At 69.6% G+C, this 16,055-nt stretch carries 17 protein-coding genes; 8 read left to right on the top strand and 9 right to left on the bottom strand.

Annotation, left to right across the window (positions count from 1 at the left end):
- Positions 1 to 241 precede the first annotated feature (241 nt).
- From ACSHXN_RS39875 to ACSHXN_RS39865, 3 genes are all read left to right on the top strand, one after another.
- On the top strand, positions 242 to 943 hold the full coding sequence (locus tag ACSHXN_RS39875; protein WP_355140391.1) for a hypothetical protein: 702 nt from the start codon (positions 242 to 244) through the stop codon (positions 941 to 943).
- A gap of 88 nt (positions 944 to 1,031) precedes the next feature.
- Positions 1,032 to 1,760: a DUF2625 domain-containing protein gene (locus tag ACSHXN_RS39870; RefSeq protein WP_383358940.1), complete on the top strand. Its 729-nt coding sequence runs from the start codon at positions 1,032 to 1,034 to the stop codon at positions 1,758 to 1,760.
- A 172-nt stretch (positions 1,761 to 1,932) separates the two neighbouring features.
- Positions 1,933 to 2,700, top strand: a complete 768-nt coding sequence (locus ACSHXN_RS39865; protein ID WP_355140389.1) for a GNAT family N-acetyltransferase — start codon at positions 1,933 to 1,935, stop codon at positions 2,698 to 2,700.
- A 166-nt stretch (positions 2,701 to 2,866) separates the two neighbouring features.
- Here ACSHXN_RS39865 and ACSHXN_RS39860 read toward each other — a convergent pair whose 3' ends face one another.
- A complete protein-coding gene (locus ACSHXN_RS39860) occupies positions 2,867 to 3,307 on the bottom strand; it encodes a MarR family winged helix-turn-helix transcriptional regulator (RefSeq protein WP_355140388.1) in 441 nt (146 codons plus the stop codon).
- Between the two features lie 98 nt (positions 3,308 to 3,405).
- Between ACSHXN_RS39860 and ACSHXN_RS39855 the strand changes: the two genes are divergently transcribed.
- Complete coding sequence (locus ACSHXN_RS39855) at positions 3,406 to 4,329, top strand: quinone oxidoreductase family protein (protein ID WP_438305885.1); 924 nt, start codon at positions 3,406 to 3,408, stop codon at positions 4,327 to 4,329.
- Between the two features lie 241 nt (positions 4,330 to 4,570).
- On the opposite strand, the gene ACSHXN_RS39850 is transcribed toward ACSHXN_RS39855, so the two are convergent.
- The gene (locus ACSHXN_RS39850; RefSeq protein ID WP_438305882.1) at positions 4,571 to 5,002 is read right to left on the bottom strand and encodes a hypothetical protein; all 432 of its coding nucleotides are present in this window, start codon (positions 5,000 to 5,002) and stop codon (positions 4,571 to 4,573) included.
- A 442-nt stretch (positions 5,003 to 5,444) separates the two neighbouring features.
- Here ACSHXN_RS39850 and ACSHXN_RS39845 point away from each other — a divergent pair, with 442 nt between their 5' ends.
- From ACSHXN_RS39845 to ACSHXN_RS39835, 3 genes are all read left to right on the top strand, one after another.
- Complete coding sequence (locus ACSHXN_RS39845) at positions 5,445 to 6,401, top strand: GlxA family transcriptional regulator (RefSeq protein ID WP_438305880.1); 957 nt, start codon at positions 5,445 to 5,447, stop codon at positions 6,399 to 6,401.
- A 104-nt stretch (positions 6,402 to 6,505) separates the two neighbouring features.
- Positions 6,506 to 7,513: a type I glyceraldehyde-3-phosphate dehydrogenase gene (gene gap, locus ACSHXN_RS39840; RefSeq protein WP_355140384.1), complete on the top strand. Its 1,008-nt coding sequence runs from the start codon at positions 6,506 to 6,508 to the stop codon at positions 7,511 to 7,513.
- Between the two features lie 279 nt (positions 7,514 to 7,792).
- A complete protein-coding gene (locus ACSHXN_RS39835) occupies positions 7,793 to 8,080 on the top strand; it encodes a DUF1905 domain-containing protein (RefSeq protein WP_355140383.1) in 288 nt (95 codons plus the stop codon).
- A gap of 492 nt (positions 8,081 to 8,572) precedes the next feature.
- Here the strand turns inward: ACSHXN_RS39835 and ACSHXN_RS39830 are convergent, their stop codons facing one another.
- From ACSHXN_RS39830 to ACSHXN_RS39800, 7 genes are all read right to left on the bottom strand, one after another.
- A complete protein-coding gene (locus tag ACSHXN_RS39830) occupies positions 8,573 to 8,833 on the bottom strand; it encodes a hypothetical protein (protein WP_355140382.1) in 261 nt (86 codons plus the stop codon).
- A gap of 340 nt (positions 8,834 to 9,173) precedes the next feature.
- Complete coding sequence (locus ACSHXN_RS39825; protein WP_355140381.1) at positions 9,174 to 9,479, bottom strand: Ada metal-binding domain-containing protein; 306 nt, start codon at positions 9,477 to 9,479, stop codon at positions 9,174 to 9,176.
- Entirely contained in the window at positions 9,476 to 10,207 is a 732-nt protein-coding gene (locus ACSHXN_RS39820; RefSeq protein WP_383358936.1) for a 2OG-Fe(II) oxygenase, read from the bottom strand. The genes ACSHXN_RS39825 and ACSHXN_RS39820 overlap by 4 nt, the downstream gene beginning before the upstream one ends.
- A gap of 71 nt (positions 10,208 to 10,278) precedes the next feature.
- Positions 10,279 to 10,443: an MGMT family protein gene (locus tag ACSHXN_RS39815; RefSeq protein ID WP_438305877.1), complete on the bottom strand. Its 165-nt coding sequence runs from the start codon at positions 10,441 to 10,443 to the stop codon at positions 10,279 to 10,281.
- Positions 10,444 to 10,509: 66 nt separating this feature from the next.
- A complete protein-coding gene (locus ACSHXN_RS39810; protein WP_438305875.1) occupies positions 10,510 to 11,013 on the bottom strand; it encodes a methylated-DNA--[protein]-cysteine S-methyltransferase in 504 nt (167 codons plus the stop codon).
- A gap of 302 nt (positions 11,014 to 11,315) precedes the next feature.
- Positions 11,316 to 12,824: a M81 family metallopeptidase gene (locus ACSHXN_RS39805; RefSeq protein ID WP_438305873.1), complete on the bottom strand. Its 1,509-nt coding sequence runs from the start codon at positions 12,822 to 12,824 to the stop codon at positions 11,316 to 11,318.
- A 53-nt stretch (positions 12,825 to 12,877) separates the two neighbouring features.
- A complete protein-coding gene (locus ACSHXN_RS39800) occupies positions 12,878 to 14,074 on the bottom strand; it encodes an ROK family transcriptional regulator (protein WP_355140376.1) in 1,197 nt (398 codons plus the stop codon).
- 187 nt (positions 14,075 to 14,261) lie between these two features.
- Between ACSHXN_RS39800 and ACSHXN_RS39795 the strand changes: the two genes are divergently transcribed.
- Positions 14,262 to 16,055: a peptide ABC transporter substrate-binding protein gene (locus tag ACSHXN_RS39795; RefSeq protein WP_355140375.1), complete on the top strand. Its 1,794-nt coding sequence runs from the start codon at positions 14,262 to 14,264 to the stop codon at positions 16,053 to 16,055.

Genomic DNA, 16,055 nt, shown 5'->3' with positions numbered 1-16,055 from the left:
CCCAAGTGTCGCGGCCCGTCCTCGCGAAGGTGCGGTCACCGCCACGGACGACGGACCGGGCACACGACCGCGGGTCACCGGGCGATCGCCACATCACCGTGCCCTCATGACCCGGGGCCGCTGGTCCGCCCGTTGTCCGACTGCCCGGGCGCTCCGCGCGGCGCTGGGGAACCACGGCCCCCGACAGGTCGTGTCCTGATATGGGCGGAAGGGAAACCAGGCCGGGCCGAGTGGGGGGCTGATGCAGATCATCGAGGTGACGGGGTATGCCGTCCGGTCCGCTGTGATCACCATGAGACGCAAGGGGACGCCTCTGGAATTCGTGATCTTTCCGATGCTGCACGTGGCCTCACCGACGTTCTACTCCCAGGTGCGCCTCAGACTCAGGGACTGTGACCTCATAGTGCTCGAGGGAATCCGTGGGCGGTCGGTCGGAGTGAGCGCGCTCACGCTCGCCTACCGCTTCGCTCCGCGGCGGAAGCGCAATGGCCTGCAGGAACAGCACGAGGGCCTGCTGCTCCCCGAGGGCGTGCCGATCATCAACCCGGACGTGACCGCCGCCGAGGCGATCGAGGACCTCAAGACGCTGCCTCGCTGGATGTATCTGCTGCTCATGGTCGTGGCCCCCGTGATGGGCCTGATGTTCGCGCTGCGCGGGCCGCGCGCCTTCCTCGACGAGGACATGGAGGTCGAGGATCTGCCGTCGACGCTGCGCGCGGAGATGATGGCCGACGATCCGGTGGAGCGGGCGATGATCGGTCGACGTGACCAGCGGTTGCTCGCCGCGCTCGACGAGATCTACGCGGAACGTGCCGAGGAGCGCATCCGAGTGGCCATCGTGTACGGCGCCGGCCACGTCCCGGCCATCGTGACCGGGCTGAGGGATCGTCATGGGTACCGGCCGCGGGAAGCGGAATGGCTCACCGTCCTGATCCCGGCCTAGACAGGCCTAGACATCGTCTCGATCGGCGGATCGAAGTGAAGATGGCCCGGTGGACAGAGCCTCCGGGTGCCGGTGCGACGATGCGGGGATGCGTGAGATCGATGAGCTGATCAACGTCGACGACCCAGCTTGGCCGCTCCTCCTTCAGGAACTGGCCGGCGCCGATGCATCCGTTGCGGTGCTGCCCGCAGATGCCGGCGTGGGCCGTGCTTCCCTGCTGCAGCTACAGGTCTCCGCCAGGTCGAATCTGGGTGCCGTCGTGCTGAATTGCGGCGGCCTGCTCGTGGACGGCGGATGGCTGCGGGTCTTCGGCAGCCCGAGTGCCGCCGGCCTCGAAGGACTGCCCGGTCTGGCCGAGATCAACAGGATGCCCCTGACGCTCGATCCCGCATGGCGGCCCGGGGCGGGCCTCGTGGTTGCGCACGATGTGCTGGGCGGGGTCTTCGCTCTCAATGGGGGCAACCCCCGTGACGCCGGTCGGCCCGGCGAGCCGGGCGAGATCATCTACTTCGCGCCCGATGCCCTTGGCTGGGAGTCCCTGGGTGCCGGCTACTCGGCATGGCTGTCCTGGATTCTCGCCGGAGGACTGCGGGAGTTCTACGGGGGCTTGCGGTGGGACGGCTGGCGCAGTGAGGTCTCCGTGCTGAACGGCCGACAGGGACTGTCGTTCTTTCCGCCGTTGTGGTCGGCCGAGGCCCGCCGGGATCTGCCGGCGACCAGCCGCCGTGCGGTGCCCATGGCGGAACTCCTGGGTCTGAGCCGCGACTCGTGCCTTCAGTTCGACGGCGCCGACCCGGGGTTCCTCGGAGTCGCATGAACGGGCTTACCGGCCCAGGCGCCGGTAGCAGACGAGGGTGGCGGCGATTCCGGCGAAGGCGGGGACGTGTTCGGCCTTGCGCTCGTGGCGACGGTGCAGACACCGGCACCCTACAAACCAGGCCACCGTCCACTCCACGGTCCAACGATGACCGTGCCCCTACAGTTGGTTCATGGCGCACATGAGTGACTCACGCAGGTCGATCGCGGATGCGTACGTGGCCGTATTCGAGGGGTTGTCGACGGCCGGCGGTCGCACGAGAAGGGGTCCGCAGGGTGCCGTCCTGTCGATCTCCGGGGCCCCGGTCGCAGCGCTCAACGCGATCATCAGTCCCAGCCTGGAACCGGACGCGGACGACATAGCCGCATTGGCCGCCTCCGAGGCACCGTGGGAACTTCCTTGGAGCATTCATGTGCGCGGGACACCGGGGCCGCTGATCACCGAGATGGCAGCACGTAACGGGCTGACCCAGTTCAACACGGAGCCCCTCATGGTCCGGCGCCCCGAACAGGGACCGCCGCCGCAGTCGGGGGTCGGCCCGCTTCGCGTACGGCCCGTGCCGACCGATGAACTCGATCTCTACGCCCGGACGGTGGCCGAAGGCTTCGAGGTGCCCCACGAGACGTTCCAGCTGTTCAACAACCCGTCCTTCGCCGAGGTCGCCGGACTCACGTTCTACCTGGCGGAAGTGGACGGCGTACCGGTGGGAACGGGCATGACGTCCGTCTCCGGTGATCTGCTGGGCATCTTCAATGTCAGCACGCTGCCGCGCTACCGGCGGCGCGGCTACGGACGGGCGGTGACCATCGAGTTGCTGCGCGCGGGTTGTGCCGCCGGCGCCACAACGGCCTACCTCTACGCCAGCAAGATGGGTGAGCCCGTGTACGAGTCGGTGGGCTTCAGCACCGAGGAGTACATGACCGTGATCACGGCTCCATGACAGCCGGGTCAGTCGGACCGGACAGACACGATTCCGCCCAGACCCAAGTGGGGCGGAAGCTTCCGACTTCTCACCGGGGTGCGGCCGGGCGAACGGCTCGGCTCCGCGCATGAGCGCGCGGAAAGAGTCCCGATGACCCTGTGACGAGCCCGCACCGCCCACCGCATCACCGCACCTCGCTCACCTTCCGTAGCATCTCCAGGAATTGCTCGCGCTCTGCTGCCGACAACGGGCCCAGGAGTTCGTCGTTGGCCCGCTCCCCCGCCTTCGTGCACTCCTCGAGTCGCCGCTCGCCGTCGGCGGTGAGACTCACCGCGTTCTTGCGCCGGTCGGCCGGATCGACGGTGCGAACGACCAGGCCCGCCGCCTGGAGGTCGTTGAGGATGCCGACCATGTCCTTCGGGTCGAGAGAGACCGCCCTGCCCAAGTCGGCCTGGGCGACGGGGCCGAGGTCCGCCACGGCCGCAAGGACGACGTGATGCCACATCTTCATGTCGTGCCGAGCGAGCGCCTCGGCGACCAGGCGGCGACCACGGGCCGCGGCCCGGCCGAGAAGCCAGCTGGGGAGAGTGCGGATTCGGGTGGGCGCCGACGGGCTGTCTGCCATGCACGGCAGCGTACCGACAAAACGTTGGAGCTCCCAATGACCTTCCCTCTATCGTTGGGACCTCCAACGAAACCTTGAGTGTCAGGAGGCGTTCGCGGATGCGGCGCATTCGGTACGAACACGTCGGCGGACCTGAGTCCCTGTTCCTGGAAGAGGTGCCCGTCCCGGAGCCCGGTAACGGTGAACTGCTCATCAGGACCGAGGCGATCGGCGTCACTCTCCCCGTCGTACGCGCAATGCGCGAGGCAGCGCAGCCCGTCCCACTCGGCGGCGAGTTGGCCGGTGAAGTGGTACGCGTCGGGGACGGCGTGAGCGGATACGCGCCGGGCGACCGGGTCACCGGCCTCTGCTTCGGGCACGGGTATGCGGAGTACGCCCTGCTGCACACCGCGATGGCCTCCCCAGTTCCGACGGACGCGACCGCCAAGGACGCCGTCGCGCTTGTGCGCAGCGGCGTGGTGGCACTCGGCGCCCTGGAGGCCGCGCGCCCGGAGGACGGCGAGTCGGTTCTGGTGACCGCGGCGGCGAGCGGGGTCGGCCATCTGGCCCTGCAGTTGTCTCGGCTGAGAGGCGCCGCACGCGTCGTCGCAGCCGTGGGCGACCCGTCCAAGGCGGACTTCGTACGCACCCTCGGCGCCGACGCCGTGGTGACCTACGAACAGCAGGGCTGGGGCGCACCGGTCGACATCGTGCTCGACGCCGTCGGCGGCACACTGCTCACACCCGCTGTCAAGGCGCTCGCGCCCGGTGGACGGTTGGTCGCGTTCAGCTCGGGCGGCGGCAGCGTCAATGCCCACGACCTCCTCGTGGGCGGCAAGTCGGCCATCGGCTTCCAGGTGGCGATCGTGGCAAGGACGCAGCCACAGCGGTACGCCGGGTGGATCCGGGAGCTGTGGAGGCTGTTCGGTGAGGGTGCACTACGGCCCGTGGTCCACGCGGAGTTCGCCCTCGCAGGCGCGGCACGAGCGCACGCGACGATCGAGGCCCGAGGCAATCAGGGAAAGGTCGTGCTGATTCCGTAGCGGGCGGACCGGCTGCGGCATCCGTCCTCGTGAGCCCAGCCCATGTTCCGGCCGCCTCACCGGCTCCGACCAGGCCACCGAGGGCAGGACCCGGGTCACCCCGGAGTCCACGACCGCTCGACAGATCGCCCACCACCTTCCGAACCCTCCGGCACCGGCGAGCGGCCGACCATGGCACAGCGAACGCCCCGGCCGCCTCGCCGCGTTCAGGTACGGGCCGCCGCTGCGCCCGACAAGGGTGTCAGTGCGCTCCTTCACCTCGTCCGCGGTACGGCTCCTGCTCTACGTGGGCCCATGCGGCGTGCCTGCGGATCGCGGCCTCGATCCGACTGCGCCGCCTGACGTTCCGCAGCACGGCGTGCTCGCTGATCCCCTGGCTGATCTCTTCCCGTGGGCTCTCGCCGATGCGCATGACGAACGGCTCGAGGTCGTCACGGACCAGATCCTCGATGTGCGCCCAGCCGCACCGCAGCACACAGGGGAAAGCCAGGAAGCGCCACCACCAGCGATGGCCCCACGGGTAGACATGCTCCGGCGGCGGGATGATCGACGGCTCGGGCGGATACGCGGCCGCGGCTGCCCGCTGGGCCCCCTCGATCTCCGCCAGCACCTCGGCCGGGCCGCGGCGCAGGAGAGCGGGAAGGGCAGCATCTAGCTCCTGGAGGTCAGGCACGGTGCTCCTCAACAAAGGTGGGCCCTGCTGTCGGGGAAGCAGCAGGGCCTGACGGGAGTGTGGCAGGCACACCCTAGGCGGGGGTGCGGCCTCCGACATTCCACGCATCGCGACAGACATGAAGATTCGCGCACATGTCCTGCGGACGGCGCATGCCCCGACCCGTCGCATACGATTCGAGCGCCCCGAACGGAGTGATGGTGAGCCGGATCGGGTCCTCGTCGCCGTGCTGCGAAGACCTGCGCCGCGGCTCGGGCAGACGATGCCAGGCACGCCGGTTGTCCTTTCCCAGTGCGGCGTGACCGTCACGCTCACAACGGCCACATGCGGCGACCTCTCCGATCGCATCGGGACACAGGCCGGGCGCAGTGACCACGGCGACGCCGATCGGCCGGGGAAGATGATCCGGCGGCCCCGATGACCTGCGCGTACGCTGTTCGCCGTGTCAGACCGCCGCCTGCATCGTGTCGCCGTCCTCGTACTCGAGGGTGCGAAGCCGCTCGATGTCGGCATTCCCGCGCAGGTGTTCACGACCCGTGCCAGCATGCCGTACGAGGTCCGGGTGTGCGGCGCGGCTCCCGGTCTGGTCACCGGCGGCGACGGCCTGTCCTACCACGTCGACGACGGTCTGGAGGCGCTCCGATGGGCCGAGACCGTCTTCCTCCCGGGGTACCGGTTCCCGGACCGCGACGACCCACCGCAGGCCGCCGTCGACGCCCTGATCGCCGCCCACGATCGGGGCACGAGGCTCGCGGCCATCTCGACGGGCGCGTTCGCGCTCGCAGCCACCGGTCTGCTCGACGGCAAGCGCGCGACAACACACTGGCACTACACGCGAGCGCTTGCGGCGAAGCATCCGCTCGTCCAGGTCGACGAGAACGTCCTCTTCGTCGATGAGGGAGACGTGCTGACGTCGGCCGGCGCCGCCTCGGGCATCGACCTGTGCCTGCACATCCTGCGCCGTGACCTCGGAGTGGCCGCGTCGAACCATGCGGCCCGGCGCCTCGTCGCCGCGCCCTACCGCAGCGGCGGTCAGGCCCAGTACGTGCCGCGCAGCGTTCCCGAGCCGCTCGGCGAGCGGTTCGCCTCGACCCGCGCATGGGCACTCCAACGGCTCGACGAGCCGCTCAGCCTCGAAGTGCTCGCCCGGCATGCGGTGGTGTCGCCGCGCACGTTCTCACGGCGTTTCCACGAGGACACCGGGTACACACCCATGCAGTGGGTCATGCGTGCCCGGATCGATGTGGCCCGCGAACTGCTCGAGCGTTCGCAGCGCAGTATCGAGCAGATCGCCGCCGACGTCGGTCTCGGAACCGGCGCGAACATGCGGCTGCACTTCCAGCGCATTCTCGGCACCACGCCGAGCGAGTACCGGCGCACCTTCACCCAGGGTGAGTAGCCCGCGACTCCGCTGGCGCGATCCTTGCGAACCATGGCGCTCACGCCGCTGCCACAGCCGCACGCCGACCGCGAACCTGGTGTCGAACCGAAGGGACACCAGTCATGACTCGCATCGCCATCAACGGATTCGGCCGCATCGGACGCAATGTGCTGCGAGCGCTGCTCGAGCGCCGCAGCGATCTGGAGGTCGTCGCCGTCAACGACCTGACGGAGCCCGCCACCCTCGCACGGCTCCTCGCCTACGACACGACGGCCGGCCGGCTCGGTCGCCCGGTGACCGTCGACGGTGACTCCCTCGTCGTCGACGGCCGTCGCATCAGGGTGCTCGCCGAGCGCGAACCGGCGCAGCTTCCCTGGGCCGAACTCGGCGTCGAGATCGTGCTCGAGGCCACCGGCCGTTTCACCTCGGCCAAGGCCGCCCGCGGCCACCTCGACGCAGGCGCGAAGAAGGTGCTCGTCAGCGCGCCGTCGGACGGTGCCGACGTCACGCTCGCGTTCGGTGTCAACACCGACGCCTACGACCCGGCCCTGCACACCATCGTCTCGAACGCCTCCTGCACGACCAACGCGCTCGCACCGCTGGCCGCGGTGCTCGACGAGCTCGCCGGAATCGAGCACGGCTTCATGACGACGGTGCACGCCTACACGCAGGAGCAGAACCTGCAGGACGGTCCGCACCGCGACGCCCGCCGGGCCCGTGCCGCCGCCGTCAACATCGTGCCGACCACGACGGGCGCCGCGAAGGCGATCGGCCACGTACTGCCGGGCCTCGACGGCAAACTGTCCGGCGACTCGATCCGTGTGCCGGTTCCGGTGGGCTCGATCGTCGAACTCAATACGACCGTCGCCCGCGATGTGACGCTCGAAGACGTCCTGGAGGCCTACCGCGCGGCGGCGCAGGGTCCTCTCGCCGGCATCCTGGAGTACTCGGAGGACCCGCTCGTGTCCTCCGACATCACCGGCAATCCGGCCTCGTCGATCTTCGACTCGGCCCTCACCCGAGTCGACGGGCGCCACGTCAAGGTGGTCGCCTGGTACGACAACGAGTGGGGCTTCTCGAACCGTGTGATCGACACGCTCGAACTCCTCGCCGGCTCGGCCGCCGGCTGAAGGCTCGTGGAGCCTCTCGCCGACGGGCGACCGCGCGACGCGACACGCACATGACGCTGATGAGCCCCGCCCGTTGATCTCCGGACGGGGCTCGTCCGGTTGCCGCACGTGACAACCGGTACGACGTCGGCCTGGGACGGCCCGGGTACGCACGCCTGCGTCATCGCGGCCAGAAGGTCGGTCCGCTGTCCGACCGGCCGCGCCGGGCCACTCGAGGAAAGGCCCGAATGTACGCTGGGCCCGCACAGTTGGCCCTCCTCGAGGAACCGGACCGACCTCATGGAACTCGTCTTCGCCGGCCCCGTGATCGAATGGCGTGGCCCGCCTCCGTACTTCTTCGTCACCGTGCCGGCCGAGGAGTCCGCCGATATCCGCGAGGTCGCCGCGATGGCGACCTACGGCTGGGGGGTGGTTCCCGTGGAGGCCCGGATCGGCGGGACCGCCTTCACGACGTCGCTGTTCCCGAAGGACGGCGGCTATCTGCTGCCGCTCAAGAACGCTGTACGCAAGCCTCATGGGCTCTCTGCAGGTGATGACGTGACCGTGGAGATGACGGTCCGCCTCTAAAGGCTTTCCGTCCGGATCGCCGGTCACGGCCACAGGGCCCGCCGGGGCCGCGGTCCAGGACCACGGCCCCGACAGCGAGCGTGCCGCCCCCGAGACGGCGTGGAACCGCTGCGTGTCACGGCTGTCCGTGTACTCTCCCGATGACCACGCGGCCCTGCGATCGCCCACCACCGGCGAGGAGATCGCAGCGCTCGAAACGGAACTCGAGTCCCCGACCGGGCACTTCTGCCGTGTACGGGACTCCGGGATCCGGCCGGAGGGCGGCGACACCCGGAACTGGCCGCCGCTCCTCCGCCTCCCTGCCGGCTCCCCCGTCCGGCCGGCTTCGCCACCGGCTGGACGGGACCGCGATCCAGGCCCACCCCCTGCCTGTCTCCCCCTTTGCCCCTCTACCAGGCCCTGGCCGTCCTCCAGGGCCTGGTAGAGGTGTTTGACCGGCACCGACCGCAGACGCGACCTCCCCGTGCCGGTTGGAACCGGACCGACCAGGTACTAGCGGCGGCAGTCCCTGTGGCCCGGGTGCCAGACGCGCTGGGCGTGGCCCGGCCTCCAGTGGCGGTGGTCCCAGCGGCCCGGGATCCACGTCTGGGTCCAGTAGCCCCGGCCGACCGAGCAGTGCTGCCGGCCGTGTTCCGGACCGGGGTGGTGGTTGGGGGCCGCCGAGGCGCTGCCGACCGCTCCGAACAGCGCGCCCGAAGTCAGCGCGACCGCGGCCGCACCCAGGGCCGCGGCCCGCTTGAACCTGTCAGTCATCTCACATGTCCTTTCCGAGCGACGGTGCGTGAAGCCCCGTCGGTTGACCCGGCCGGTGCGGTCGGGCTGGAACTGATACTGCCCGGCTGACGGGCCCGAAACGGAAAAGACGCCCACACATAACTGAAAGCTAATCAATCTCTCATTCGTCACAAATAATCACATGATCTCACCACCTTCCCCTCGGACCGTCCGCCTGCCCATGGGCCATCTGACCAGGTACTTCGCGGTCAGCACCGCACTCGGCCCCAAGACCGCCGCGATGCCGCCCGCTTCGATCAACATGCCTTCGACCAACACGTCTTCGCGCCCGCCGAACTCGCGCAGCTCGTCGGCGGGTTCACGCTCCGGCGGCCCTGCGCAGGGCTATCCAGCGGGCGTACTCCGCCGGCAGACATACGGCGCAGGGCCGGTAGCCGGCCTCGACGGCGGTGGCTTCGTCCGCGAAGAACACCCTGTGGGTGACGTAGTGACCGCCGGCGATGGCGCGCAATGCGGACGGGCAGTCCAGCCGCCCGTACACCCGGGTGCGGCGATGGCCGCCGAGTGTGCCCGGGGTCAGGCTCCGGTAGGGGCGCCCGTCCCGGCCGACCAGGGTGTGGCGCCGCCCCGGCCCGTCGCCGGGCGGGGGCATGGGGGCGGTCATGCGGCGTCGTGGAAGACGAGACCGAGAGTGTGGCGGCGCCCGGAGCGGACGGTGCTCACACCGTGTCGCATAGGGGCGTTCGACCAGCCCCGCTTCGTGGCGACGGGCCGGTCGCGGGTGGTGAAGACAAGGCCGTGCCCCTGCGGAAGCGTTGTCGACGACCCTCGTGACTGCGCACGCGGGCGCTGTTCGGTCATGAGGAACTCGCCGCCGGTGAAGTCCTCTCCGGGGGCATCAAGACCGATCACTACCTGGAGCGGGAAGAGCATGTCGCCGAACACGTCACGGTGCAGGGCGTTCCAGTCGCCGGGGCCATAACGCAGCAGGATCTGTGCCGACCTGTCCTGCCCCGCCTCGTGGCACATCTCCAGCCACTCCCCCAGACTGGCCGGCCACGGGGCGGGCCGGCCCAGCTTGTCGGCCCAGTCCCGGGCAATGGGCAGCAGACGGGGGTAGAACGCCTCGCGCAACTCCCGTACGGGGGCGGGCAGGTCGTGGCTGAAGTACCGGTACTGGCCGGAGCCGAAGCGGTGGCGCGCCATGTCCACGGTCGTTCGAAAACGCGCGATCTCGTCGTAGAGGCCGGCGATCTGGCGGCACTCCTCCGGTGTGAGCAGCCGACGGGTCAGGGCGTTGCCGTACGCGTGGAGCTCGTCGGCGAGTTCGGCCCAGTCGTTGTCGTCGACCCGGCGCTCCAGCGGCCCTGTGGGCGGTTTGGTGTCGTTCACGGCAAGGATCCTTCGGAACGGTGGCGGTGTCACCCCGGCTCCCCTCTCACAGGCATGGCCGGGGCGACGTTTCAGGCGACTTGGACGGCGTGTTCCAGGTCGAGGGGCTGCTGCCTGCGCGCCGGCCCGTCGGCGCAACCGCTCGGTGCGTCGCCGGCGCCGATCACGCGGTGGCAGGGACGCACGACCTTGAGCGGGTTGGCGCCGACCATCGCTTTGCGGTGAGGGAGGGTCATGGTGCAGCACCAGGGGACCTCACAGCGGAGATCCCGAACTCTTCATGCTCTGGGTGGGGTTGGGCCTCAGACAAGGCTCGGCGGCAGAGCGCCCTCATGGGTGAGCAGGTGCACCTTGCGCTCGACACCGCCTGCGTAGCCCCGCATCGAGCCGTCCGCGCCGATGACACGGTGGCACGGGCGCACCAGCAGCAGCGGATTCGCGCCGATCGCCGCACCGAGGGCCTGAATGCGGTCCCGCGGCAGGCCGAGTCGCGCGGCAAGAGCACCGTACGTGGTGGTCGTGCCGTACGGGATGCGTTCCAGCTCGCGCCAGACCCGCTGCTGGAATTCGGTGCCGGCTGCCGTGAAGGTGAGGGTGAACTCGGTGAGTCGTCCGTCGAAGTACGCGCTCAACTGCTGTGCCACGTCCGCGAACCGTACCGTGTCCCGCCGCCATGTGGGGCGGAGGGCCGGTGCGTTCTTCTGGCCGGGCATGGACAGTGAGGCCAGGGCGATGTCGTCGCCGTGCTCCTCGCCCACCAGGAGCAGTTCACCCAGTGGGCTGGTGATCGTCGTCCAGGCGGTCATCGTCGCCTCCTCTTGACCAGGAATCGTTTCAACCTCCACTCTCACGCCTCACGAACACCGTTGCTGGCGGGATTCGGACATCACGCTGGGGGTTACGGCGCAGGTCAGCGATGGCCCGATGGCCAGGCGGACCGGTGTGCGGAACAGCTCGCGGTCGCCATCACCGTCGGGATGCGGAACGGACGTGCTGCCACCCCGGCGGGCGCCCCCCGGGCCTGCCGGAACGCGGCCGGCTCCTCCACCCGGCGGTGGTGACCCGACCGGACGAAGGAGCCGATGATCTGGCCGCAGGAAGGGGCCCTTCACTCCTCGGGGCCGTCCAGCTGCCGGTTCGAGGCGGCGACGATCCGAGCCGTGAGATCCGGGTCGGGCATCCCCGGGTCGAAGGGGAACATCGGACGGTGGATGCGGTGGTGGCCGAGCCGCACCAGGTTCTGGTCCACGCCGCCCGGGGTGAGCGCCATCTTCCAGTCGGCGGCCATCGCGAACAGTTCGGGCTCCAGGTAGCCGATCTTGACGATGACGATGTCCGCCGTGCGCGGGTCCAGGTCGAGGTCGGTGAAGTCGTGCTCGTGGTGGTACGGCTTGCGCAGCCGGGTCAGGATCACATGCACGCTGCCGACCCGCAGGACCACCTCCGTCTGCGCGTCACGGTCGCCGTGCCGCACCGCGTGCACCACACCGGTCATGGTGACCGGTCCGGCGTGCCGGTCGTCGACCTCCGCCCCCGCTGTGACCGTGACCGTGGCGCCGACGCCCGCTCGTACGGCCGTCTCGACCGCGGACGGTCCCGGCAGCGAGGCGTAGAGCACGGTCGGGCCGCCGGGGTCCTGGAATTCCGGGCGGGCCAGCACCTGACGCAGGCCCCAGGTGACGTCACCCGCCCCGCCCGCCGTCGGGTTGTCCCCGGTGTCGCTGACGAAGTACGGCCGCGCCGCGGAGGCGAGTGCTTCGTCGAGGCAGTCGGCGAGGGTCCCGGTCGGGGCGACGAAGGCGAACTCGTGCCGCGCCTCCCAGAAGCCCCGGGCCAGACGTTCTGCTCCCGCGGCCACGGCCGCCTGGTCGGGTCCGGTGACGACCACGGCCGCCCGGTTGCGCGGCTCGTCCGCCCAGGCGTAGCCGACCCAGATCGCGGCGTCCGTCACCCCCTCGGCCGCCTCGACCTCCTCGACGGCCGCGTAGACGCTCTTGGCGGGTTCGATCCGGGTCGAGGTCTGCTCGCCGGCGAGCAGAACCGGTACCGGGATCCACGCCTTCACCGGTCGGGGTCCACCGCCCGCCAGATGGCCGACGAGGTTGCGGGCGGCGCGCTCCTTGGTCTCCATCGCGTCCTCGTGCGGAGCCATCCGGTAGCAGGTGATCAGGTCGGACAGGTGGACCAGGGGGCGGGAGACGTTGCCGTGCAGGTCCATGGACGTCGAGACGATCACGTCCGGGCCGACGGTCTCCCGGATGCGGGCCAGCAGTTCCGCCTCCGCGTCGTCCACGCCCTCGACGGTCATCGCGCCGTGAATGTCGTACCAGAGGCCGTCGATCGGCCCCAACGCCTCCAGCCGGTCGATGAGTTCACCGGACAGCTCGGCGTATGCGGATGCCGTCACCGTGCCGCCGGGCAGGGCCTTGCCGACCAGGGCTCCGTGCCAGTCGGCGGCGGCGCGCAGGGGCTGCCCCGGTGCCAGGAAGGGGTAGCGGGTGAGGACGTCGCCGCCGCGCTGCGGGTGGAAGGCGGAGGCCTCGGTGCGGGCCGGGGAGAACGTGGACGACTCGATGCCGAGACCGGCGACGGCGATGACGGGACGGGGTGCTGGCATGGCTCCTCCGCGAGTTGTCGGGGGTGGGTGCCGGGGCAGGCGGCTGCCCCGGATCAGGGGTGGTGGTTGCCGGTGACCGCGTGCAGGGCCTCGGCGAGCGCCCGCTGCAGGGCGAACTGGCCTGCGCCGACGAGTCCGGCGTCGGCGCCCAGGCTCGCCCGTTCGATCACCAGGTGCTCGGTCACCAGCGGATGGCAGCCCTCGTACAGCTGGCTTCGCACGGCGGCGACGAACGGCTCGAGCGTCGACAGGATTCCGCCCAGGTAGACGGCGTCCGGGTTGAAGAAGTTGACGTTCGCGGCGAGCACCATGCCGAGGTACCGCCCGGCCTGCCGGACCGCACGTGTGGCCTCGGGGTCGGCGTCGGAGGCGAGTCGTACGACGTCCTCCGTGGACGCCACCTTCAGGCCTCGTTCGCGCAGGATCCGGACGAGTGCCGCGCCCGAGGCCACGGTTTCCAGGCAGCCGGTGTTGCCGCAGGAACAGGGGATGTCGTGGGCGGCCTCGACGCGGACGTGGGTGATCTCGCCGGCGGCGCCCGAGCCACCTCGGTAGAGCCGCCCGTCGGCGATGACGCCGGCCCCGATCGCGGTACCCGTCTTCACCATGATCGACTGCCGGCGATCGGGCGGCTGCACGGTGTGCTCGCCGACCGCCATGCAGTTGGCGTCGTTCTCGATGGCCGCCGGCACCTCGAAACGGTCCTCCAGCCAGGCGCGCACGGGGTAACGGTTCCAGCCGGGCATCCGGGACGGGAGCGTGACGACGCCCGAGACGAGATCGACCGGGCCCGGGAGGGAGAGGCCGACGCCCTTCAGCAGGGCTCTGCCGTGCTGCTCGGCAAGGCTCTCCAGGGTGTGTGCCAGACCGGGCAGTGCCGACTCGGGGCCCTCGTCCGTCACGAAGGGCACGGTGGACACGTCGCTGAGCCCACCGCCGGGCAGTACGACGCCCACGCGGGCGTGCTTGCCGCCGAGTTCGGCCGCCACCGCGAAGCCCTCGCTGCCGCCGAGCCGCAGCATCTTGCGCGGCCGGCCGCCGGTGGCGGTCGTTGTGCCGTCTTCGGCGACCAGCCCGAGGGCGAGCAGTTGGCTCACCGTGAAGGAGATCGTCGAGGGAGCGGCGGCGAGCAGTGCGGAGAGTTCCGTACGCGTCGACGCCTGCCCGGAAGCGAGCAGTTCGAGCACGCGCTCGGCCAACGACGAAACGCCGGGGATGTGTTTTCTGCGTGGCGGACTTTTTTCAGTCATGGACGAAGCAACTTTCGACGTCGGCTGTCGAGGCGTCGAGCGTATGCCTGTGACCACCGCTCTTCGCTTTTTCCAGAACAGCAGTAACACGCTTTTTACAGCGGTGCGTCTGTTTCTTCGAACACAGCGGTCGTTGACTGGCTTTCCCACCCGCCTCCGGTCCTCCCACTTCCTCGAGGTGAAAAAAATGTCCCCTGCTCGCACGAGGCTCGTCGCCGGTGCCGCCCTGTCCGCGGGCACGCTGCTGCTCGCGGGCTGTTCCGGGTCGGACGGCACATCGTCCGGCTCCCATGACTCGATCAACTACGCGCTGCCCGCGAACTTCACCCCGAACTGGATCCTGCCGATCGGTACGGCGGCGCACCTGAACACCAACAACATCTCCATCGCCAACACCCTGTGGGAGCCGCTGATCGCCTATGACGGCTCCACCGGGAAGATCGCCTGGAACAAGGCCGGTTCCGTGGCCACGGCCGCCGACTTCGCCGCCGACGGCAAGAGCGTGCGCATCACGCTGGGAGACCGCCACTGGAGCGACGGCAAGCCGATCACGTCACGTGACGTCGAGTTCTGGTTCAACCTCATCAAGGCGAACAAGGCCGAGTGGGCGGGCTACAACCCCGGCAAGGCGCCCGACAACTGGACGTCGTTCAAGACGGAGGACGCCCGTCACTTCACCCTCACCTTCGACCGGGCCTACAACTCCCAGTGGATGCTGGCCAACGAGCTGAGCAGCATCAACCCACTGCCGCAGCACGTCTGGGACCGGACGGGAGCCTCGGCGCAGGTGTCCGACGCCGACCGCACGGCCGCGGGCGCCGAACAGGTATGGACCTACCTCAACAACGCGGCCAAGAGCATAGCCGGTTACGAGAAGGACGCCCTGTGGAAGACCATCAGCGGCCCGTACGCGGTGAAGTCCTTCTCCACCGCGGGCAAGGTCGTCCTGGCCGCCAACAAGAAGTACGACGGCGGTGAGAAGCCCGGCATTCCGACGGTGAACCTGCTCCCCTTCACCACGGCGGACGCCGAGAAGAACGCACTGCGTTCGGGCGGCGTCGACTACGGCTACATCGAGGCCACCGACCTCGACCAGAAGGATCGGTTCACCGCCCAGGGCTACTCGGTCAAGCCATGGTCGGGCTGGGCGATCACCTACATGCCGTACAACTTCAACAACCCGGCCATGGGCGCCGTGTTCAAGCAGCTGTACGCCCGCCAGGCCGTGCAGCGGTCGATCGACCAGAGCAGTCTGGCGAAGGTCATCTTCAACGGGACGGCCGTGCCCGGCTACGGTCCCGTCCCCCAGGGACAGGCCTCCGCCTTCGTCTCGCCGGAGCAGAAGAGCAACCCGTACCCGTTCTCCACCTCGGCCTCCCGCGAGCTGCTGACCGGCCACGGCTGGAGCGAGCAGGGCGGGGTCATGACCTGTACGGACCCCGGCACCGGCGCCTCGCAGTGCGGCGCGGGCGTCGCCAAGGGCACCAAGTTCGAGATGCAGGTGCTGTCGCAGTCCGGCTCGACGGTGACCGACAACATGATGAGCGCGATCCAGTCGTCGCTCGCGAAGGCCGGCATCAAGTTCACGATCAAGACCGCGCCGGTGAACTCCGTGCTCTCGCAGACCCCTCAGTGCACGGCCGGTCAGTCGATCTGCAAGTGGCAGCTGTCCTTCTTCGGCACAGCGGGCAGCTGGTACTTCCCCGCCTTCCCGACCGGCGACTCGCTGTTCCAGTCCAAGGGCGGCTCGAACTTCGGCAACTACGCGAACCCGCAGGTCGACGACCTCATCTCGCAGTCCACCACGTCGAGTTCGAACGACGCGATCCAGGGCTACAGCGCCTCCCTCGCGCGGGAACTGCCGGTCATCTGGCTGCCCGAGCCCGTTTACCAGATCTCCGTCATCCGCAACGGCCTGGGCGGCTTCTCCCAGGACTCCCTGGCCAACTTCCACCCGGCGCAGTGGAAGTGGACCAGCTGA

The organism is Streptomyces sp. HUAS TT11, assembly GCF_051553595.1.
Lineage (GTDB): Bacteria > Actinomycetota > Actinomycetes > Streptomycetales > Streptomycetaceae > Streptomyces.
The sequence above is the reverse complement of the archived record's forward strand: the minus strand, read 5'-3'. Positions and strand labels throughout refer to the sequence as shown.

What these genes read in the sequence shown, in the direction of transcription:
- ACSHXN_RS39875 (WP_355140391.1), top strand. Translation starts at nt 242, where the DNA reads ATGCAGATCATCGAGGTGACGGGGTATGCCGTCCGGTCCGCTGTGATC.
- ACSHXN_RS39870 (WP_383358940.1), top strand. Translation starts at nt 1,032, where the DNA reads ATGCGTGAGATCGATGAGCTGATCAACGTCGACGACCCAGCTTGGCCG.
- ACSHXN_RS39865 (WP_355140389.1), top strand. Translation starts at nt 1,933, where the DNA reads ATGGCGCACATGAGTGACTCACGCAGGTCGATCGCGGATGCGTACGTG.
- ACSHXN_RS39860 (WP_355140388.1), bottom strand. Translation starts at nt 3,307, where the DNA reads ATGGCAGACAGCCCGTCGGCGCCCACCCGAATCCGCACTCTCCCCAGC.
- ACSHXN_RS39855 (WP_438305885.1), top strand. Translation starts at nt 3,406, where the DNA reads ATGCGGCGCATTCGGTACGAACACGTCGGCGGACCTGAGTCCCTGTTC.
- gap (WP_355140384.1), top strand. Translation starts at nt 6,506, where the DNA reads ATGACTCGCATCGCCATCAACGGATTCGGCCGCATCGGACGCAATGTG.
- ACSHXN_RS39835 (WP_355140383.1), top strand. Translation starts at nt 7,793, where the DNA reads ATGGAACTCGTCTTCGCCGGCCCCGTGATCGAATGGCGTGGCCCGCCT.
- ACSHXN_RS39830 (WP_355140382.1), bottom strand. Translation starts at nt 8,833, where the DNA reads ATGACTGACAGGTTCAAGCGGGCCGCGGCCCTGGGTGCGGCCGCGGTC.
- ACSHXN_RS39825 (WP_355140381.1), bottom strand. Translation starts at nt 9,479, where the DNA reads ATGACCGCCCCCATGCCCCCGCCCGGCGACGGGCCGGGGCGGCGCCAC.
- ACSHXN_RS39815 (WP_438305877.1), bottom strand. Translation starts at nt 10,443, where the DNA reads ATGACCCTCCCTCACCGCAAAGCGATGGTCGGCGCCAACCCGCTCAAG.
- ACSHXN_RS39810 (WP_438305875.1), bottom strand. Translation starts at nt 11,013, where the DNA reads ATGACCGCCTGGACGACGATCACCAGCCCACTGGGTGAACTGCTCCTG.
- ACSHXN_RS39805 (WP_438305873.1), bottom strand. Translation starts at nt 12,824, where the DNA reads ATGCCAGCACCCCGTCCCGTCATCGCCGTCGCCGGTCTCGGCATCGAG.
- ACSHXN_RS39800 (WP_355140376.1), bottom strand. Translation starts at nt 14,074, where the DNA reads ATGACTGAAAAAAGTCCGCCACGCAGAAAACACATCCCCGGCGTTTCG.
- ACSHXN_RS39795 (WP_355140375.1), top strand. Translation starts at nt 14,262, where the DNA reads ATGTCCCCTGCTCGCACGAGGCTCGTCGCCGGTGCCGCCCTGTCCGCG.